Consider the following 20,490-nt stretch of genomic DNA (forward strand, 5'->3'; position numbering starts at 1 on the left):
CATTTCGAGGAGTGACGTGGGAGATGAAAATCGATTGAACCACTTACAAGGAGAATAGAAAATGGCTAAAAAAAGCAAACAACTTCGTGCTGCTCTTGAGAAAATCGACAGCACAAAAGCATACAGCGTAGAAGAAGCTGTAGCACTTGCAAAAGAAACTAACTTTGCAAAATTTGACGCAACTGTAGAAGCTGCTTACAACTTGAACATCGACGTTAAAAAAGCTGACCAACAAATCCGTGGAGCAATGGTATTGCCAAACGGTACTGGTAAAACTTCACGCGTTCTTGTTTTCGCACGCGGTGCAAAAGCTGAAGAAGCAAAAGCTGCTGGTGCAGACTTTGTTGGTGAAGATGACCTTGTTGCTAAAATCAACGACGGTTGGTTGGACTTCGACGTAGTTATCGCTACACCTGACATGATGGCTCTTGTTGGACGTCTTGGACGTGTCCTTGGACCACGTAACTTGATGCCAAACCCTAAAACTGGTACTGTAACAATGGATGTTGCAAAAGCGGTTGAAGAGTCTAAAGGTGGTAAAATCACTTACCGTGCTGACCGTGCAGGTAACGTTCAAGCAATCATCGGTAAAGTATCATTTGAAGCTGAAAAATTGGTTGAAAACTTCAAAGCTTTCAACGAAACAATCCAAAAAGCAAAACCAGCTACAGCTAAAGGAACTTACGTAACAAACTTGACTATTACAACTACTCAAGGTGTTGGTATCAAAGTTGACGTAAACTCACTTTAATCAGTAGTTTATATCAGATAACGAGTACGAAAGTGCTCGTTTTTTTAGGTACGACGGGCTGTCGTATATCTGAGGTGTAATTCCTCCGTAGGCACCCGCTACCGGTGAACCCAATAGCGATTCCCAAGCCTGACTATCGTGAGGTAGCGGGGATAGGAAGGGATAGAGAAATCGTGGCTCTACGAACAGGAAGGTGGAGGTTCGTATAGCGGATGAAGAAGAGAGCAATTCCAAAGTACAAAAATAGTCGTAACCTGAATGTGTAAATGATGGGAGGAATTGAATTCGAACTAGAGAGGTAATAATAAATTTATGCTATAGTCATGGTGGTTTGTATGCGTTTGATTATAGTTCATCAAATAATAGATTAGAATTGTTAGATAATATCATTTTATGTTATAATGAAGAAAAAATAGAGGTGTTCAAATGTCAGAAGCAGGTCATAAGTTTTTAGCAAAACTAGGGAAAAAACGCTTACGTCCAGGTGGAAAACGTGCTACAGATTGGTTAATTGCGGAAGGAGGATTTTCAAAAGAAAAGAGAATACTAGAAGTTGCGTGTAATAGGGGAACTACAGCAATTGAGTTGGCACAGCGTTTTGGTTGTAAGATAACTGCTGTTGATATGGATGCTCAAGCTTTAGAAGTGGCTAAAAAATCTGCTGAAACGGCAGGTGTTGCTCATTTAATCAGTTTTGAAAGAGCTAATGCAATGAAACTTCCTTATGAAGATACTAGTTTTGATATTGTTATAAATGAAGCTATGCTGACTATGCAAGCCGATCAAGCTAAGAAAAATGTGTAATGGAATATCTAAGGGTTTTAAAACCTGAGGGTCTTCTCTTGACACATGATGTGTTTCTTAAGGAAGCTAAAGAGTCTGTCAGACAGGAACTGTCACAAGCAATTCATGTAAATGTGGGTCCTTTAACTCAAGATGGTTGGGAAGAGGTGATGATAGAATCAGGTTATTGTGATGTGAAAGTATTGACTGGTGAAATGACATTAATGAAATTATCGGGTATGATTTATGACGAAGGTTGGCTAGGAACCTTGAAAATTTGTGTAAATGCTTGTAAAAAGGAGAATAGAAAGCAGTTTTTAACTATGTATAAAATGTTTGATAAGAATAAACAGAACTTGGGCTTTATTGCTATGGCTAGTCATAAATCGTCAAATCGTTAGATAATCATTGAAGTTAACTTTTCCTTTTTTCTTTCTTAAAAAATATGCTATAATAGAGAGTAAAAAACTTTGAAAGAAAGAAAAAGATGAATTTAAAAGATTACATTGCAACAATTGAAAATTATCCGAAGGAAGGTATTACTTTCCGTGATATTAGTCCTTTGATGGCTGATGGAAATGCTTATAGCTACGCTGTTCGTGAAATCGTTCAGTATGCTACTGACAAGAAAATTGATATGATTGTAGGTCCTGAGGCTCGTGGATTTATCGTGGGCTGTCCTGTTGCCTTTGAGTTGGGAATTGGTTTTGCTCCTGTTCGTAAGCCAGGGAAATTGCCACGTGAAGTCATTTCTGCTGACTATGAAAAAGAATACGGTGTTGATACCTTGACTATGCACGCGGATGCCATCAAGCCAGGTCAGCGTGTTCTTATCGTAGATGACCTCTTGGCGACAGGTGGAACGGTTAAGGCAACCATCGAGATGATTGAAAAACTTGGTGGTGTTGTGGCAGGTTGTGCCTTCCTTGTTGAATTGGATGAATTGAACGGCCGTGAAAAAATCGGTGACTACGATTACAAAGTTTTGATGCATTATTAATGAAAAACAGTCCCTAGGGCTGTTTTCTCTACATTAGGCTATAAAAATAAACTATAGCTAGTTAGAGAAAAACTATAATTGAAAACTATATCTTCTTGCAGTATAATAAAAGGACTAAGTGTTTGAGTTTTAGCTTCAAACATATGCAATGATTCCTGAAAAGTACAGTTAGGAGAGGGTTATGCCGATTCGAATTGATAAGAAACTACCAGCCGTTGAGATTTTACGGACAGAGAATATCTTTGTCATGGATGATCAACGTGCTGCCCACCAAGATATCCGTCCCTTGAAGATTTTGATTTTAAATCTTATGCCCAAGAAAATGGTGACAGAGACCCAGTTGTTGCGCCATTTGGCTAATACACCCCTGCAACTGGATATTGATTTTCTCTATATGGAGAGCCATCGCTCTAAGACTACTCGTTCAGAACACATGGAGACTTTCTACAAAACTTTTCCTGAAGTCAAGGACGAGTATTTTGACGGGATGATTATCACGGGTGCTCCGGTTGAGCATTTACCATTTGAGGAAGTGGACTATTGGGAGGAATTCAGTCAGGTAATTGAGTGGTCCAAGACTCATGTCTATTCGACGCTTCATATCTGTTGGGGAGCTCAGGCTGGACTTTATCTTCGCTATGGAGTGGAAAAACACCAGATGGACAGTAAGTTATCGGGTATCTATCCTCAGGACACTTTAAAGGAAGGTCATCTTCTCTTTAGAGGATTTGACGATAGCTACGTATCCCCTCATTCTCGGCATACGGAGATTTCTAAGGAAGAGGTCTTAAATAAAACCAATCTTGAGATTTTATCAGAGGGCCCGCAGGTTGGGGTTTCGATTTTGGCCAGTCGGGATTTACGAGAAATTTATAGTTTTGGGCATTTGGAATATGACCGTGATACCTTGGCAAAAGAGTATTTTAGGGATCGTGATGCAGGTTTAGATCCTCATGTTCCAGAAAATTACTTTAAGGATAATGATGTTAATCAGACCCCTTGTTTGTGTTGGTCTTCATCAGCAGCCCTCTTTTTCAGTAACTGGGTGAATTATGCGGTCTATCAGGAAACCCCTTTTGACTGGAGAAAAATAGAAGATGATGCATCCGCATTTGGGTATTTATAAGAGGAATTATGACATATTTAGACGCTTTTAAATCAGGGAACTTGGTTTTACCGAGTGCCCTGCTCTTGCATTTTAAGGAACTCTTTCCTTCTAGCGACGATTTTCTGGTCTGGCAATTTTTCTATTTGCAAAATACGACAGGCTTAGAAGAAATGTCGCCAAGCCAGATTGCTGAAAGGATTGGCAAGGAAATTTCAGATGTCAACCAGGCCATTTCCAATCTGACGGAAAGGGGACTGCTTCAGTATCGAACGATTGAATTGAATGGTGAAATTGAATTGCTTTTTGATGCTAGTTTGGCTTTGGAACGTTTGGATGACTTGCTTGGAGTTGCTCATTCAAGTTCAGACCAGTTGACACCTCAAAATCAGCTCAAGGATTTGGTGGAAACCTTCCAGCAGGAGTTGGGGCGCTTATTGACCCCTTTTGAGATTGAGGATTTGACCAAGACGCTAAAGGAAGATGGAACTAGTGCTGACTTGATTAAAGAAGCTCTTCGTGAAGCTGTTTTGAATGGAAAACCAAACTGGAAGTACATTCAGGCGATTTTGAGAAATTGGCGCCATGAAGGTATCAAAAGTGTGGCTCAAATCGAGGCTAAACGGGTAGAGAGAGAAGCAAGCAATCCTCAGTTGACACAGGTATCTGCAGATTTCCGAAATGCCATGGATCTATGGAAGGATTAATCCATGTAAGCAATCTTGAAATCCGAGTAAGATTTGCAAGCTGTGTCTAATTGTGATAAAATAAATAGAAAATAAATTGAAAAAAGAGGTATGTGAAATGTCACGTAAACCATTTATCGCTGGTAACTGGAAAATGAACAAAAATCCAGAAGAAGCTAAAGCATTCGTTGAAGCAGTTGCATCAAAACTTCCTTCATCAGATCTTGTTGAAGCAGGTATCGCAGCTCCAGCTCTTGATTTGACAACTGTTCTTGCTGCTGCAAAAGGTTCAAACCTTAAGGTTGCTGCTCAAAACTGCTACTTTGAAAATGCAGGTGCCTTCACTGGTGAAACAAGCCCACAAGTTTTGAAAGAAATCGGTACTGACTATGTTGTTATCGGTCACTCAGAACGCCGTGACTACTTCCATGAAACTGACGAAGATATCAACAAAAAAGCTAAAGCAATCTTTGCAAACGGTATGCTTCCAATCATCTGTTGTGGTGAGTCACTTGAAACTTATGAAGCTGGTAAAGCTGCTGAATTTGTAGGTGCTCAAGTATCTGCTGCATTGGCTGGATTGACTGCTGAACAAGTTGCTGCCTCAGTTATCGCTTATGAGCCAATCTGGGCTATCGGTACTGGTAAATCAGCTTCACAAGACGATGCACAAAAAATGTGTAAAGTTGTTCGTGACGTTGTAGCTGCTGACTTTGGTCAAGAAGTTGCAGACAAAGTTCGTGTTCAATACGGTGGTTCTGTTAAACCTGAAAATGTTGCTTCATACATGGCTTGCCCAGACGTTGACGGTGCCCTTGTAGGTGGTGCGTCACTTGAAGCAGAAAGCTTCTTGGCTTTGCTTGACTTTGTAAAATAATCAGTAGCAAAAGCTAGGTGGAACAGCATTCAGATGTCTGTTCCATTTTTTATAGGAGAGGAAAGATTGAAAACAAAGATTGGAAAAATTGGATTAGCGAGTATCTTTTTACTAGGCTTGGCAGTTAGTCATGTAGCTGCAAATGAAACTGAAGTAGCAAAAACTTCGCAGGATGCAAGGACAGTTTCAAGTAGTTCAGAGCAAAATCAGTCTTCTAACAAAACTCAAACGAGCGCAGGAGTAAAGACCAATGCTTCTGCCCACTGGGAGGGGGATTATTATGTAAAGGCTGATGGTTCCAAAGCCAAGAGTGAGTGGATTTTTGATAACTACTATAAGGCTTGGTTTTATATTAAGTCAGACGGTCGTTATGCTCAAAATGAGTGGCAGGGCAATTACTACCTAAAATCAGGTGGCTATATGGCTAAGAATGAATGGGTTTATGATAACGCCTATAAGAATTGGTTTTACCTGAAGTCCGATGGTTCTTATGCTAACCAGGAATGGCATTCTGTTGGAGGTAAATGGTACTATTTTAAAAAATGGGGCTATTTAGCTAAAAGTCAATGGCAAGGAAGTTATTTCCTAAATGGTCAAGGTGCCATGATGCAAAATGAATGGCTCTATGATCCAGCCTATTCGTCTTACTTCTATCTCAAGTCTGATGGTTCTTATGCAAATCAAGAGTGGCAAAAGGTAGACGGCAAGTGGTACTATTTCAAGAAGTGGGGTTACATGGCTAAAGATGAGTGGCAGGGTAACTACTATTTGACAGGAAGTGGTGCTATGGCGACTGGTGAATTAGTCATGGATGATGCTCTCTATATTTTTTCTGACTCAGGTGAGTTAAAAGAAAAGAAAGACTTGAATGTTGGCTGGGTTCACCGAAATGGCAGACGTTATTTCTTTAACCATCGTGAAGAACAAGTTGGGACTGATCAAGTTAAAAAAGTTATTGATGTCAGTGAGCACAATGGTCGGATCAGTGATTGGAAAAAAGTCATTGATGATAATGGCGTTGATGGAGTTATTGTTCGTTTGGGTTATAGTGGAACTGAGGACAAGGAATTGGCTCATAATATTAAGGAGTTAAACCGTCTTGGAATTCCTTACGGTGTTTACCTTTATACTTATGCTGAAAATGAGACCGATGCTGAGAATGATGCTAATCAAACCATTGAACTCTTGAAAAAATACAAGATGAACTTGTCTTACCCTATCTACTACGATGTTGAGAATTGGGAATATGGCAATAAGACCAAGAGAGCTCCAAGTGATACTGGAACCTGGGTCAAGATTATCAACAAGTATATGGCAACAATGAAACAGGCTGGTTATCAAAATGTGAAAGTCTATAGCTACCGTCAACTTTTGCAAACTCGTTTGAATCATCCAAATATTTTACAACATGTAAACTGGGTTGCAGCCTATACGGATGCGCTTGATTGGAATAATCCTCATTATTCAGGAGAAAAAGGATGGCAATATACTTCATCTGACATTCTTAAAGGGATTCGAGGACGTGTGGATGTCAGCGTCTGGTATTAATCTGTAAAACTGAGAAGAGAGCCTACAAATTGTATGCTCTCTTCTTTATTTTATCTCTGTTAAGAGAGTTTGAAAGTGACTGGGTTTCATTCAAATAATTCTTAAATTATCAGTCTATTGCAACTTTTCTCATGTGAGTCTTTTGGCTTGCTATTGGTTTTTCTTAGTAGTATACTAAGATAGTAATCATTAAGAAGTGGTTACAAAAAATAATGAATGAGGTAAAGAAAATGGTAGAATTGAAAAAAGAAGCAGTAAAAGACGTAACATCATTAACAAAAGCAGCACCAGTAGCATTGGCAAAAACAAAGGAAGTATTGAATCAAGCTGTTGCTGATTTGTACGTAGCTCACGTTGCTTTGCACCAAGTACACTGGTATATGCGTGGTCGTGGTTTCCTTGTATGGCATCCAAAAATGGATGAGTATATGGAAGCTCTTGATGGTCAATTGGATGAAATCAGCGAACGCTTGATTACACTTGGTGGTAGCCCATTCTCAACATTGACAGAATTCCTTCAAAACAGTGAAATCGAAGAAGAAGCTGGTGAATACCGTAATGTTGAAGAAAGCTTGGAACGTGTCCTTGCTATCTACCGTTACTTGTCAGAACTCTTCCAAAAAGGTTTGGATGTCACTGATGAAGAAGGTGACGATGTGACAAACGGTATCTTTGCAGATGCTAAAACTGAAACTGATAAAACAATCTGGATGCTTGCAGCAGAATTGGGACAAGCACCTGGTTTGTAAGAAATAATAGCAACATATATAAATCTGTAAGAAATTTCTTACAGATTTTTTCTATCTTGTAAGCTATCCCAAACCAGTCTTTTTTTGAGTTTTTTGATAAAATAGTACTATCAGTGAAAAGGATGGAAGCATGACTAAGAAAATTGTAGCTATATGGGCCCAGGATGAAGAGGGTGTGATTGGTAAGGACAATCGTCTGCCTTGGCATTTGCCAGCAGAACTGCAACACTTCAAAGAAACAACTCTGAATCATGCTATCTTGATGGGGCGCGTGACCTTTGATGGGATGGGACGTCGCTTGCTTCCAAAACGAGAGACCTTGATTTTGACACGTAACCCGGAAGAAAAGACAGATGGGGTTACTACTTTTTATGATATCCAGTCTGTTCTCGACTGGTATCAGGGTCAAGAAAAGAATCTCTATATTATCGGTGGAAAGCAAATTTTTCAGGCTTTTGAGCCCTACCTTGACGAAGTGATTGTGACTCAAATTCATGCTCGGGTGGAGGGAGATACCTATTTCCCTGAAGAGTTTAACTTGTCTCTTTTTGAGACAGTTTCAAGCAAATCCTACACCAAAGATGAGAAGAATCCTTATGATTTTACCATGCAATACCGCAAGAGAAAGGAAGTCTAATGGAACGTAGTATATTTGGTTTTTTCACAGCCATGCTGTGCTTGGTCTGTTTGCTCGCTGGAGCACAGTCTTTTCGTAAAAAGCGTTATGGACTTTCTGTCCTGCTCTGGTTAAATGCCTTTACCAATTTGGTCAATAGTATCCACGCTTTTTACATGACCTTATTTTAGATAGAATGACAGCATAGAATAGAACGGAAGGAAATCATGCCTACAACTAGGAATAATGATATGATGGTTTATTGCTCATTTTGTGGCAAAAGCCAAGAAGAAGTACAAAAAATAATCGCAGGCAACAACGCCTTTATCTGTAATGAATGTGTGGAGTTGGCCCAGGAAATCATTCGGGAGGAGTTGGCTGAGGAAGTCTTGGCAGACTTGTCTGAGGTACCAAAACCAATCGAACTCCTCCATATCTTGAACCACTATGTAATCGGTCAAGATCGTGCCAAGCGTGCCTTAGCTGTGGCGGTTTACAACCACTACAAACGCATCAATTTCCACGATACGCGTGAAGAGTCGGAAGATGTGGATTTGCAGAAGTCAAACATATTGATGATTGGCCCAACTGGTTCTGGGAAAACATTCCTTGCCCAGACCTTGGCTAAAAGCTTGAATGTGCCTTTTGCGATCGCAGATGCGACAGCTCTTACGGAGGCTGGTTATGTAGGTGAGGATGTGGAAAATATCCTCCTTAAACTCTTGCAGGCTGCTGACTTTAACATCGAACGTGCAGAACGTGGGATTATCTACGTGGATGAAATTGACAAGATTGCTAAGAAGAGTGAGAACGTATCGATCACACGTGACGTTTCTGGTGAAGGGGTGCAACAAGCCCTTCTCAAGATTATCGAGGGAACTGTCGCTAGCGTACCGCCTCAAGGTGGACGCAAGCATCCACAACAAGAGATGATTCAGGTGGATACTAAAAATATCCTCTTCATCGTGGGTGGCGCCTTTGATGGTATCGAGGAAATTGTCAAACAACGTCTGGGTGAAAAAGTCATCGGATTTGGTCAAAATAACAAGGCAATTGACGAAAATAGCTCATACATGCAAGAAATCATCGCAGAAGATATTCAAAAATTTGGTATCATTCCTGAGTTGATTGGACGCTTGCCTGTCTTTGCAGCTCTTGAGCAATTGACGGTTGATGATTTGGTTCGCATCTTGAAAGAGCCAAGAAATGCCTTGGTCAAACAATACCAAACCTTGCTTTCTTATGACGATGTCGAGTTGGAATTTGACGACGAAGCTCTTCAAGAAATCGCCAATAAGGCCATTGAACGCAAGACAGGGGCGCGTGGTCTTCGTTCGATTATTGAAGAAACCATGCTAGATGTCATGTTTGAAGTACCGAGTCAGGAAAATGTGAAATTGGTCCGCATCACAAAAGAAGCTGTCGATGGAACGGATAAACCAATCCTAGAAACAGCCTAGAGGTGACTATGGAAATCAATACACACAATGCTGAAATCTTGCTCAGTGCGGCTAATAAATCCCACTATCCGCAGGATGAATTGCCAGAGATTGCCCTAGCAGGGCGGTCAAATGTAGGCAAGTCTAGCTTTATCAACACCATGCTCAACCGTAAGAATCTGGCTCGCACGTCAGGGAAACCTGGGAAAACCCAGCTTCTCAACTTCTTTAACATTGATGACAAGATGCGCTTTGTAGATGTGCCTGGTTATGGCTATGCTCGTGTTTCTAAAAAGGAACGTGAAAAGTGGGGGCGCATGATTGAGGAGTACCTAACGACTCGAGAAAATCTCCGTGCGGTTGTCAGTCTAGTTGACCTTCGTCATGACCCGTCAGCAGATGATGTGCAGATGTACGAATTTCTCAAGTATTATGAGATTCCGGTCATCATTGTGGCGACTAAGGCGGACAAGATTCCTCGTGGTAAATGGAACAAACACGAATCAGCAATCAAAAAGAAATTAAACTTTGACCCAAGTGACGACTTTATTCTCTTTTCATCTGTCAGCAAGGCAGGGATGGATGAGGCTTGGGATGCAATCTTAGAAAAATTGTGAGGGAAAGAAATGGCAAAAACAATTCATACAGATAAAGCTCCAAAGGCTATCGGGCCTTATGTTCAAGGGAAAATCGTTGGCAATCTTTTGTTTGCTAGTGGTCAAGTTCCTCTCTCTCCTGAAACTGGGGAAATCGTTGGAGAGACTATCCAAGAACAGACAGAACAAGTCTTGAAAAACATCGGTGCTATTTTGGCAGAAGCAGGAACTGACTTTGACCATGTTGTCAAAACTACTTGCTTCTTGAGCGATATGAACGACTTTGTTCCTTTTAACGAGGTTTACCAAACGGCCTTTAAAGAGGAATTTCCAGCTCGTTCAGCTGTGGAGGTAGCTCGTCTTCCTCGTGATGTAAAAGTCGAAATTGAAGTCATCGCAGAGATTGGATAAGCTAGTTGAAGTTTGGTGTTGCCAAACTTCTTTTGATATAAGGAGAAAAAGATGACAAAGAAACAACTTCACTTGGTGATTGTGACCGGGATGAGTGGTGCAGGAAAAACGGTAGCCATTCAGTCCTTTGAGGATTTGGGTTATTTTACTATTGATAATATGCCGCCAGCTCTCTTGCCTAAGTTTTTGCAGTTGGTGGAAACAAAGGAAGACGACCATAAGTTGGCCTTGGTAGTGGATATGCGTAGCCGTTCTTTCTTCTCAGAGATTCAAGCTGTTTTGGATGAGCTGGAAAATAAAGAAGAACTGGACTTTAAAATTCTCTTTTTGGACGCAGCAGATAAGGAATTGGTCGCGCGCTACAAGGAAACCAGACGGAGTCACCCTTTAGCTGCAGATGGTCGGATTTTGGATGGAATCAAGCTGGAACGTGAACTCTTGGCGCCTTTGAAAAATATGAGCCAAAATGTGGTGGATACAACTGAACTTACTCCTCGTGAACTGCGTAAAACCATTGCAGAGCAGTTTTCAGATCAAGAGCAAGCCCAGTCTTTCCGTATCGAAGTCATGTCTTTCGGCTTTAAATATGGAATCCCGATTGATGCAGACTTGGTCTTTGACGTCCGATTCTTGCCAAACCCCTACTACCTACCAGAACTGCGTAATCAAACGGGTGTGGATGAACCAGTGTATCACTATGTCATGAATCATCCTGAGTCAGAAGATTTTTATCAACATTTGTTGGCCTTGATTGAGCCGATTTTGCCAAGTTACCAAAAGGAAGGGAAGTCTGTTTTGACCATTGCCATGGGTTGTACGGGTGGACAACACCGTAGCGTGGCCTTTGCTAAACGCTTGGCGCAGGACTTATCCAAGAATTGGCCTGTTAATGAAGGGCATCGTGACAAAGACCGAAGAAAGGAAACGGTAAACCGTTCATGAGAAAACCAAAGATAACGGTGATTGGTGGAGGTACTGGGATCCCTGTCATTCTTAAAAGTCTGCGGGAAAAAGATGTGGAAATCGCTGCTATCGTAACGGTGGCGGATGATGGTGGTTCATCAGGTGAACTCCGAAAAAATATGCAACAATTGACACCACCAGGTGATCTTCGTAATGTCCTTGTGGCCATGTCAGATATGCCTAAGTTTTATGAGAAGGTCTTTCAGTATCGTTTTTCTGAGGATGCGGGAGCCTTTGCGGGCCATCCGCTGGGAAATCTCATTATCGCTGGCCTGTCAGAAATGCAGGGTTCGACCTATAATGCCATGCAGTTGCTAAGCAAATTTTTCCACACAACTGGGAAGATTTATCCTTCCAGTGACCATCCCTTGACCCTGCACGCAGTCTTCCAGGACGGGACAGAGGTGGCTGGAGAGAGTCATATTGCAGACCATCCAGGCATGATTGATCATGTTTATGTGACCAATACCCTCAACGATGATACGCCTCTGGCTAGCCGTCGAGTGGTACAGACCATTCTTGAAAGTGACATGATTGTCCTAGGTCCTGGTTCTCTCTTTACCTCGATTTTACCTAATATCGTGATTAAGGAAATTGGGCAGGCGCTTTTGGAAACCAAGGCAGAAATCGCCTATGTCTGCAATATCATGACTCAACGTGGGGAGACAGAACACTTTACAGATAGTGATCACGTGGAAGTCTTGCATCGTCACCTTGGCCGACCTTTTATCGATACCGTCTTGGTGAATATCGAAAAAGTGCCTCAGGAATACATGAATTCCAACCGTTTTGATGAATACTTGGTCCAGGTGGAACATGACTTTGATGGCCTTTGTAAACAGGTTCCGCGAGTGATTTCATCCAACTTCCTTCGTCTGGAAAATGGGGGTGCCTTCCACGATGGAGATTTGCTCGTGGATGAGTTGATGCGGATTATACAGGTGAGAAAATGAGTTTCACAGTAGCAGTTAAAGAAGAAATCCTAGGTCAGCACCATCTAAGCCGGCATGAATTATCTGCCATTATCAAGATGTCTGGTAGCATCGGTCTCTCGACCTCGGGCCTAACCTTGTCTGTCGTGACAGAAAATGCCAAACTGGCTCGTCACCTCTATGAGTCCTTTCTCCATTTCTATCAAATCAAATCGGAAATCCGACACCACCAACGGAGCAATCTTCGCAAGAATCGAGTCTATACCGTTTTTACAGATGAAAAGGTGCAGGACCTGCTGAGTGATTTGCACTTGGCAGACTCCTTTTTTGGTCTGGAAACAGGTATTGACGAGGAGATTTTATCAGACGAGGAAGCAGGTCGTGCCTATCTCTGTGGTGCTTTCTTGGCAAATGGAAGCATTCGTGACCCTGAGTCAGGCAAGTATCAGTTGGAAATCAGTTCTGTTTATCTGGACCACGCGCAAGGGATTGCCTCACTTCTCCAGCAATTTTTGCTGGATGCCAAGGTGCTTGAACGTAAGAAGGGGGCTGTGACCTATCTCCAGCGAGCTGAAGACATTATGGACTTTTTGATAGTAATCGGAGCCATGCAGGCGCGTGATGATTTTGAGCGAGTTAAGATTTTGCGAGAAACCCGTAACGACCTCAATCGAGCCAATAATGCCGAGACAGCTAATATCGCACGGACAGTTTCTGCTAGCATGAAGACTATCAACAATATCAGTAAAATCAAAGATATCATGGGATTAGAAAATCTGCCAGTGGATTTGCAGGAGGTGGCGCAGTTGCGGATTCAGCATCCAGACTACTCTATCCAGCAGTTAGCAGATAGCCTCAGCAACCCTTTAACCAAAAGTGGTGTTAACCACAGACTCAGAAAAATCAACAAGATAGCCGATGAACTATAAAGATATAAAACAAGCCCTTGAATTATCAGTATGATTGGTTGATTCCATTTTTCTAACAGCCTGATGTCGCTAGTTTACAAAATATTAACCTGTTTCTTGACAATTGAATAGAGCATGTGAGATAATAAAGGGGAATTGAGAAGTTCTAGCATTTTAGTGCTAACAGAAATCCCCTCGGTACTGCAATACCAAGGGGATTTTTTCTGGGTTAGATAGCACTAACCAGGAAAGTTACTTGTCGAAGTGATCGTCTAACCAACGAGTCACCAGCCATGAGATGATACTCTCGATGACTGCGATAAGTACTATTTTGAGAAGTTCTAGCATCTGTAATACCTCCTTTTCCAAGGCGTATCGTTAGTGCCATCGTTATGATATCACATGCTCTATCAATTTGATAGGACATTTTTGCTTTTTGAAAAAGAAGGGGAAAGGCAAAAAGCAATGTCATTAAGTTAAGAAATTTAGCTCTTTAAAATCAAAAACGCATAATATCAGATATTGAAAACCGTGATACTATGCGTTTTATTGTGAGAAAATTTATTTCATTTTCTCCTGAAATTGAGTTTTTACCCAGTCTCTAATGAGTTATTTCCAAGTGACCAGTTCGCTCCAAACGCTAACATTCGATATAGTAGAGGTTTCACCAGCTGGAACCCATTTGTTGGTGCCTAAGTATCTAACTTCTAGTTTACGAACGTTTACTGTGTAAGATGCTTTTAGTCTAATATAACCATAAGTGTAGGGTGGTACGTTATGGGAGACTGAGTGATTTAAACTAAGTCCAGCTCCAGACTCCGGAGCAGAAAAGCTAGCACCTGCACCTATAGTTAGGGTAGCTCCAGCTTTTCCACCATAGGCTGTTGAACTTAGAGCTCCTGATGTGGCACTGCTCTCGTAAGAGTGAGAGTATTTAGTTCTATAATCTGCAACACCAGTCGCGTTAGAACGAGTCTGATACATAGATTTAGACTCCAAATAGGCATCTCTAAGTTCAGTCGTATAAAATGAGAGTAACTCCCCTGTGTTGATATCCTTTATAATACGATTAGATACAATTTCATAATTTGTGCCAGGATAGACATCAGCAAAAACTGTAGATGCTGTGACTAAGAATAATAGACTTGATAGTACAGAGAAAAACAATATTTTCAGTTTAATCATAAAAAGTTTCCTTTCTTCATGATCAAAAGATTATTTTTTCAATCCTTTGAAAGTCATAATGCAACCAGAAAAGATACTGAGAGTTCCTATAGGTCTCCAATATAGATGCCAAAAGAATAAAGTTATCCTTCCTTTCAGTGTCTCATCAGGCCCGGCATAATAGGGGTTAATGTGAAATAATAAAAAACCAAAACATAAAACTATGATTCCAGTTAAGAATAAAATGTCCTTATTTACTTTCCTCATAAAACCTCCTTTTATTTAATTTAAAGCGCTTTCTATTCTTAGTATACATCAAAAAAAATAAAAAACAAGTCTAGATATATATTTTTTTATATGGTATAATAGAATAGTTGGAGAGTTTTTATAGATTTTTAAAAGGCTGATACGAAATACTTTGTATAATCTAATGATTCTGCAAAAAAATTTCTTATTCAAACAAGAGCAAAGAGAAGGTGGGCTGCATATCAGAAGTTAGATGTATTTCTGTCTAACTTTTGAGGTGTAGTTCATTTTAAAACCACGAATCCTATGTGACTCGTGGTTCTTTTTTATAAACTGGTTGAGTGTTTTGGTTGCACTTTTTGCTCAGGATCAATGTAGTTGATGGCATTGTTGACAGCAGTTGGTGCTTCTCCAAGCCCTGTTGCAATCAGATCAATTTTTCCGTCATAGTAGCAGCAGTCACCGATAGCATAGATACCTGCTTGGCTAGATTCTTGCTTGCTGTTGACGATAATCTTGTGGCGGTTGAGGTTCAGACCCCAGTTTTTAAGGTTACCGACAGAAGATTTGAAACCATAGTTGACAAAAAGGTGGTCTAGGTCAATCGTTTCTGTTTCATCAGATTTGACTTTTGTGATTTCAAGTTTATCGAGCGTTTTTCCATCTCCAAGGAGTTGGCTAGGGACGAATGGTGTCTTGATGGTCACAGATGATTCCTGTAAGGCTTGGACACTGTGTTCCAAGGCGCGGAAATTATCTCTGCGGTGGACAAGGGTAGTTGGTGAAATTTTTTCAAAAGCCAAAGCCCAATCCACAGCCGAGTCTCCTCCACCAAGAATCGTCACTTTCTTACCAGCATATTGCTGGATGTTGGAAACGTGGTAGTGGATATTTTCATAGCCTTCAACGCCTTCTAGTTCCAAAGGACGTGGTTTGAAGGCACCGCCACCCATAGCAATGATAACAGTTTTAGATAGGTGACTTCCTTTAGAAGTGGTAATGGCAAAGCCTTCTTCTTGTTTTTCAATCTCAAGAACCGTTTCATTGAGATGAATAGGGGTATCAAAGCCGTTTAGTTGTTCAATCAAGCGATTAGTCAACTCTTCTCCAGTCAGGTTTGGGAAACCTGGGACGTCTAAGATTTCCTTTTCGGGATAGAGAATAGCAGGTTGTCCACCTAGTTGTGGAAGAGAGTCGATGATTTGGACCTTGGCTTGGCGTAGGTGGGCATAAAAGGCCGCAAAAAGACCGACAGGACCACCACCTACAATGGTAATATCATAGAGTTGAGACATGGTTTCTCCTTTGTTTTTCTAGTCAGTTTATTTTATCATATTTTTCCTTAATTTAAAATGAAGTAGGATAGGGAAAAAAATGACAGAAAAATGGTATAATAGAGAGGAACGTGTTTGGACAGAGAGGAGACAGCAGATGAACTTTCAACAATTATCCAACCTGCAATATTGGACTAGCTTGTTTTCTAGTCCTTGGAGTATTGCCATCAATCTGTTTGATATTTTGATTGTGACCTATGTTTTGTATCGTTTTACAAAAGCGATAGCTGGCACCAAGATTATGATTTTGGTACGGGGGGTCTTGATTTTTGTATTAGCCCAGGTCGTGGCCAATATCCTTGGTTTAACAACGATTTCTTGGTTGATTAATCAGATTATTACCTATGGGGTTATTGCTGCGGTTGTTATCTTCTCTCCAGAGATTCGGACTGGTTTGGAACGCTTGGGAAGGGCGACAGATTTCTTTTCTACTACTCAAATTAGTGCAGAAGAGAAAATGATTCGTGCCTTTGTTAAGTCAGTTGAATACATGAGTCCCCGTAAGATTGGTGCTCTGGTTGCTATTCAACGGGTTCGGACCTTACAAGAATACATCGCGACAGGAATTCCCTTGGATGCCAAAATTTCGGCAGAACTCCTCATCAATATTTTTATTCCCAACACTCCTCTACATGATGGTGCTGTGATTATCAGAGAAAATCGGATTGCAGTCACCTCTGCCTATCTGCCCTTGACAGAAAGTACAGGAATTTCCAAGGAATTTGGGACCAGACACCGGGCGGCTATAGGTTTATCAGAAGTATCCGATGCCTTGACCTTCATCGTTTCAGAGGAAACAGGTGGTATCTCTATCACCTACAATGGGATTTTCAAGCATGATTTGACGATTGAAGAATTTGAAGCAGAGCTACGAGCAATTCTTTTGCCAGCTGTTGAGGAAAAAGTCAGTTTTAAGGACCGTTTGCTAGGAGGTTGGAAATATGAGAAAAAATAGTCTATATATCATTTCATCTCTCTTTTTTGCTTGTGTCTTATTCATCTATGCAACATCGACTAATTTTCAAAATAACAATACCGCAAGACAGGTCAAATCTGAGACCTACACCAATACGATAGCAAATGTTCCTATCGATATTCACTATGATGATGACCAGTATTTCATCAGCGGATTTGCATCAGAAGTTTCAGTTGTGTTGACAGGTGCCAATCGTGTGACCTTGGCCAGTGAAATGCAGGAAAGTACTCGTAAGTTTAAGGTCACAGCGGATTTGACAGATGCTAGTGTTGGAACGATTGAAGTTCCCCTGAACATTGAAAATCTTCCTAGTGGATTGACCGCTGTGGCAACGCCTCAAAAGATCACAGTGAAAGTTGGGAAGAAGGTTAAGCGAGATGGGATGATTGTTGTGCCACAAGTTGACCAAAGCCAGATTGATCCCAAGCTACAACTTGATAGTGTAACCGTGTCAAATGAACGCGTTTCGGTCACGACTGACCAGGAAACATTAGCTAAGATTGACAAAGTTATTGCGCTTTTACCAACCAGCGAACGCATAACAGGTAATTACAGTGGCTCAGTACCTTTGCAGGCAATCGACCGCAACGGGGTAGTCTTACCAGTAGTTATCACTCCGTTTGATACAACAATGAAGGTTACTACAAAACCAGTAGCGCCAAGTTCAAGCACAAGCAGTTCGTCGGAGACATCTTCGTCAACGAAAGCAACAAGTTTAAAAACGAATTAAAAATAGGAAAAGGATTTTATAAAAATGGGTAAATATTTTGGGACTGATGGAGTCCGTGGAGAAGCTAATGTAGAACTAACACCAGAATTGGCCTTTAAACTAGGACGTTTTGGAGGCTATGTTCTCAGCCAACATGAAACGGAAGCACCGAAAGTCTTTGTAGGACGTGACACACGTATTTCAGGGGAAATGCTGGAATCGGCCTTGGTAGCAGGTCTCCTCTCTGTAGGGATTCACGTATATAAACTAGGCGTTCTGGCAACACCAGCAGTAGCTTACTTGGTTAAAACTGAGGGAGCTAGTGCAGGTGTCATGATTTCTGCTAGTCATAACCCAGCCCTTGATAATGGGATTAAGTTCTTTGGTGGTGATGGCTTCAAACTAGATGACGAAAAAGAAGCAGAAATTGAAGCCTTGCTAGATGCTGCAGAAGACACTCTTCCTCGTCCAAGTGCAGAAGGCTTGGGAACCTTGGTAGATTATCCAGAAGGTTTGCGTAAGTATGAAGGATACCTTGTTTCAACTGGAACTCCTCTTGAAGGAATGAAGGTTGCCTTGGACACAGCCAATGGTGCAGCGTCCACAAGTGCCCGTCAAATCTTTGCAGACCTTGGCGCTCAATTAACAGTTATCGGGGAAACACCAGATGGTCTTAACATCAACCTTAATGTTGGTTCAACCCACCCAGAAACCCTTCAAGAAGTGGTCAAAGAAAGCGGCTCAGCTATTGGTTTGGCTTTTGACGGAGACAGTGACCGTTTGATTGCTGTTGATGAAAATGGTGAGATCGTTGATGGTGACAAGATCATGTACATCATCGGGAAATACCTTTCTGAAAAAGGACAATTGGCTCAAAATACAATTGTGACAACTGTTATGTCTAACCTTGGTTTCCACAAGGCCTTGGACCGTGAAGGTATTAACAAGGCAGTAACTGCAGTCGGCGATCGTTACGTTGTTGAAGAAATGCGAAAATCAGGCTACAACCTTGGTGGTGAACAGTCTGGGCACGTCATCTTGATGGATTACAATACAACAGGTGATGGTCAATTATCAGCTGTCCAATTGACAAAAATCATGAAGGAAACTGGTAAGAGCTTGTCAGAGTTGGCTGCAGAAGTAACCATCTATCCACAAAAATTAGTCAATATCCGAGTGGAAAATGCCATGAAGGAAAAGGCTATGGAAGTGCCAGCTATCAAGGATATCATCGAGAAGATGGAAGCTGAAATGGCAGGGAATGGTCGTATCCTTGTTCGCCCAAGTGGAACAGAACCCCTTTTGCGTGTTATGGCAGAAGCGCCTACAACAGAAGAAGTAGACTACTATGTTGATACCATCGCAGACGTAGTTCGAGCTGAAATCGGGATTGACTAAATCCTAGAAAACTAGATGAAAATAAAAAATTATGGTACAATAGCTTATAATATTGTAGCCAAGGGAGAAAGACATGAATCTTAAACGTGAACAAGAATTTGTTAGTCAGTATCATTTTGATGCGCGTAATTTTGAATGGGAAAATGAAAATGGAGCTCCTGAAACTAAGGTGGATGTGAACTTCCAATTGCTCCAACATGATCAAGAAAATCAAGTGACTTCCTTGATTGTCATCTTGACCTTTATGATTGTATTTGATAAGTTTGTCATCAGTGGAACCATTTCACAGGTAAATCACATCGATGGCCGTATTGTCAATGAACCAAGTGAATTGAGCCAAGAAGAAGTGGAAACTTTGGCTCGTCCATGTTTGAATATGCTCAACCGTTTGACTTACGAAGTAACTGAAATTGCATTAGACTTACCAGGAATCAATTTGGAGTTCTAATATGAAACTAGCTGTTATCACAGATTCTTCTGCCTATCTCAGTGCAGAGACCTTGCAAAGAGAAGATTTATTTGTCTTGGATATTCCTGTCAATATTGATGGTGAGGAGTATGTCGAAGGTATCAATCTGACTGCTGAGGAATTTTACCAAAAAATGGCTCAGGCTTCTGAATTGCCTAAGACTAGTCAACCAAGTATTGCCAAGTTAGATGAAATCTTAACTTCGCTCAAAGAACAAGGTTATACCCATGCCTTGGGGCTTTTCCTATCTTCTGGAATTTCAGGTTTTTACCAAAATATCCAGTATATGATAGATGAATATGAGGGCTTAACCATTGCTTTTCCAGACACTTTGATTACAAGTGCTCCTCTGGGTATCATGGTTGAAAGCGTCTTTAATTGGCGTGACCAGGGCGATGATTTTGCCAGCATTCAGGATAAGCTAGCCATTCAAATTAGTCGTACGTCAGCCTTTATCATGGTAGATGATTTGGATCATTTGGTTAAAGGTGGACGCCTTTCAAATGGGGCTGCCATTTTGGGCAATTTGCTTAGCATTAAGCCAATCCTTTATTTCAACGACCAAGGTGTGATTGAAGTTTACGAAAAAGTTCGTACTGAAAAGAAAGCCACAAAGCGCTTAATTGAAATCATCAAGGAAACCACAGCTTCAGGCCAATATCGGGTCATTGTCATTCACGGAAATGCTCCTGAAAAGGCTGAAGAGTTGCGTCAACACTTGCTTGAATCTGGAGTGGGTACGGATATTTCACTTGCTACATTTGGTAGTGTCATTGGAACACACCTAGGTGCAGGAAGCATTGCTCTGGGTTATATTCCAGTGATTTAGT

The 20,490-nt window shown here is 41.1% G+C and carries 22 protein-coding genes and 1 pseudogene; 21 read left to right on the plus strand and 2 right to left on the minus strand.

What is annotated here, in order from left to right; translation table 11 throughout:
* Window positions 1-61: 61 nt before the first annotated feature.
* From rplA to whiA, 16 genes and pseudogenes are all read left to right on the plus strand, one after another.
* Window positions 62-751 carry a 50S ribosomal protein L1 gene (gene rplA, locus ACN076_RS03805; RefSeq protein WP_420790153.1) on the plus strand — a complete coding sequence of 230 codons (690 nt, stop codon included), beginning with the start codon at window positions 62-64 and terminating at the stop codon, window positions 749-751.
* A gap of 426 nt (window positions 752-1,177) precedes the next feature.
* Window positions 1,178-1,935, plus strand: a pseudogene (locus ACN076_RS03810) (class I SAM-dependent methyltransferase).
* Between the two features lie 86 nt (window positions 1,936-2,021).
* Window positions 2,022-2,534, plus strand: coding sequence for an adenine phosphoribosyltransferase (locus ACN076_RS03815; protein WP_001049318.1), 513 nt, complete (start codon window positions 2,022-2,024; stop codon window positions 2,532-2,534).
* Between the two features lie 181 nt (window positions 2,535-2,715).
* Window positions 2,716-3,660, plus strand: a complete 945-nt coding sequence (metA, locus tag ACN076_RS03820) for a homoserine O-acetyltransferase MetA (RefSeq protein WP_261446898.1) — start codon at window positions 2,716-2,718, stop codon at window positions 3,658-3,660.
* An 8-nt stretch (window positions 3,661-3,668) separates the two neighbouring features.
* The gene (locus tag ACN076_RS03825) at window positions 3,669-4,346 is read left to right on the plus strand and encodes a DnaD domain-containing protein (RefSeq protein WP_261446897.1); all 678 of its coding nucleotides are present in this window, start codon (window positions 3,669-3,671) and stop codon (window positions 4,344-4,346) included.
* Between the two features lie 97 nt (window positions 4,347-4,443).
* Window positions 4,444-5,202: a triose-phosphate isomerase gene (tpiA, locus tag ACN076_RS03830; RefSeq protein ID WP_000087893.1), complete on the plus strand. Its 759-nt coding sequence runs from the start codon at window positions 4,444-4,446 to the stop codon at window positions 5,200-5,202.
* Window positions 5,203-5,235: 33 nt separating this feature from the next.
* Window positions 5,236-6,750, plus strand: coding sequence for a choline binding-anchored murein hydrolase LytC (gene lytC / locus ACN076_RS03835; RefSeq protein ID WP_420790154.1), 1,515 nt, complete (start codon window positions 5,236-5,238; stop codon window positions 6,748-6,750).
* Window positions 6,751-6,980: 230 nt separating this feature from the next.
* Window positions 6,981-7,499 carry a Dps family protein gene (locus tag ACN076_RS03840; protein WP_000229881.1) on the plus strand — a complete coding sequence of 173 codons (519 nt, stop codon included), beginning with the start codon at window positions 6,981-6,983 and terminating at the stop codon, window positions 7,497-7,499.
* Between the two features lie 130 nt (window positions 7,500-7,629).
* The gene (locus tag ACN076_RS03845) at window positions 7,630-8,136 is read left to right on the plus strand and encodes a dihydrofolate reductase (RefSeq protein ID WP_420790155.1); all 507 of its coding nucleotides are present in this window, start codon (window positions 7,630-7,632) and stop codon (window positions 8,134-8,136) included.
* A complete protein-coding gene (locus tag ACN076_RS03850) occupies window positions 8,136-8,306 on the plus strand; it encodes a hypothetical protein (RefSeq protein WP_130897099.1) in 171 nt (56 codons plus the stop codon). The genes ACN076_RS03845 and ACN076_RS03850 overlap by 1 nt, the downstream gene beginning before the upstream one ends.
* A 36-nt stretch (window positions 8,307-8,342) precedes the next feature.
* Window positions 8,343-9,575, plus strand: coding sequence for an ATP-dependent Clp protease ATP-binding subunit ClpX (gene clpX / locus ACN076_RS03855; RefSeq protein ID WP_025169664.1), 1,233 nt, complete (start codon window positions 8,343-8,345; stop codon window positions 9,573-9,575).
* 8 nt (window positions 9,576-9,583) lie between these two features.
* Window positions 9,584-10,171 (plus strand): ribosome biogenesis GTP-binding protein YihA/YsxC, encoded by a 588-nt coding sequence (gene yihA, locus ACN076_RS03860; RefSeq protein WP_000405202.1) that lies wholly within the window; start codon window positions 9,584-9,586, stop codon window positions 10,169-10,171.
* A gap of 9 nt (window positions 10,172-10,180) precedes the next feature.
* Window positions 10,181-10,561, plus strand: coding sequence for a RidA family protein (locus ACN076_RS03865; protein ID WP_001140420.1), 381 nt, complete (start codon window positions 10,181-10,183; stop codon window positions 10,559-10,561).
* Window positions 10,562-10,612: 51 nt separating this feature from the next.
* Window positions 10,613-11,503 (plus strand): RNase adapter RapZ, encoded by an 891-nt coding sequence (gene rapZ / locus ACN076_RS03870; RefSeq protein ID WP_153192189.1) that lies wholly within the window; start codon window positions 10,613-10,615, stop codon window positions 11,501-11,503.
* On the plus strand, window positions 11,500-12,477 hold the full coding sequence (locus tag ACN076_RS03875; protein WP_261046746.1) for a YvcK family protein: 978 nt from the start codon (window positions 11,500-11,502) through the stop codon (window positions 12,475-12,477). Before rapZ ends, ACN076_RS03875 begins: the two co-directional genes overlap by 4 nt.
* Window positions 12,474-13,385 carry a DNA-binding protein WhiA gene (gene whiA, locus ACN076_RS03880; RefSeq protein ID WP_420790156.1) on the plus strand — a complete coding sequence of 304 codons (912 nt, stop codon included), beginning with the start codon at window positions 12,474-12,476 and terminating at the stop codon, window positions 13,383-13,385. Before ACN076_RS03875 ends, whiA begins: the two co-directional genes overlap by 4 nt.
* Before the next feature lie 588 nt (window positions 13,386-13,973).
* On the opposite strand, the gene ACN076_RS03885 is transcribed toward whiA, so the two are convergent.
* Window positions 13,974-14,549 (minus strand): hypothetical protein, encoded by a 576-nt coding sequence (locus ACN076_RS03885; protein ID WP_420790157.1) that lies wholly within the window; start codon window positions 14,547-14,549, stop codon window positions 13,974-13,976.
* Window positions 14,550-15,100: 551 nt separating this feature from the next.
* Window positions 15,101-16,069 (minus strand): NAD(P)/FAD-dependent oxidoreductase, encoded by a 969-nt coding sequence (locus ACN076_RS03890; RefSeq protein ID WP_420790158.1) that lies wholly within the window; start codon window positions 16,067-16,069, stop codon window positions 15,101-15,103.
* A gap of 136 nt (window positions 16,070-16,205) precedes the next feature.
* Between ACN076_RS03890 and cdaA the strand changes: the two genes are divergently transcribed.
* The 5 genes from cdaA to ACN076_RS03915 all read left to right on the plus strand — a co-directional run bounded on the left by cdaA (window position 16,206) and on the right by ACN076_RS03915 (window position 20,489).
* The gene (cdaA, locus tag ACN076_RS03895) at window positions 16,206-17,063 is read left to right on the plus strand and encodes a diadenylate cyclase CdaA (RefSeq protein WP_023943692.1); all 858 of its coding nucleotides are present in this window, start codon (window positions 16,206-16,208) and stop codon (window positions 17,061-17,063) included.
* Window positions 17,050-17,814, plus strand: coding sequence for a YbbR-like domain-containing protein (locus ACN076_RS03900; protein WP_420790160.1), 765 nt, complete (start codon window positions 17,050-17,052; stop codon window positions 17,812-17,814). Before cdaA ends, ACN076_RS03900 begins: the two co-directional genes overlap by 14 nt.
* Window positions 17,815-17,838: 24 nt before the next feature.
* Window positions 17,839-19,191, plus strand: coding sequence for a phosphoglucosamine mutase (glmM, locus tag ACN076_RS03905; protein ID WP_420790162.1), 1,353 nt, complete (start codon window positions 17,839-17,841; stop codon window positions 19,189-19,191).
* A gap of 73 nt (window positions 19,192-19,264) precedes the next feature.
* On the plus strand, window positions 19,265-19,639 hold the full coding sequence (locus ACN076_RS03910) for a DUF1149 family protein (RefSeq protein ID WP_001050087.1): 375 nt from the start codon (window positions 19,265-19,267) through the stop codon (window positions 19,637-19,639).
* 1 nt (window position 19,640) lies between these two features.
* Window positions 19,641-20,489 (plus strand): DegV family protein, encoded by an 849-nt coding sequence (locus tag ACN076_RS03915; RefSeq protein WP_371470609.1) that lies wholly within the window; start codon window positions 19,641-19,643, stop codon window positions 20,487-20,489.
* Window position 20,490: the final 1 nt, after the last annotated feature.

Origin of the sequence: Streptococcus sp. K0074 (genome assembly GCF_048843365.1) — a bacterium.
GTDB classification, from domain to species: domain Bacteria; phylum Bacillota; class Bacilli; order Lactobacillales; family Streptococcaceae; genus Streptococcus; species Streptococcus mitis_BM.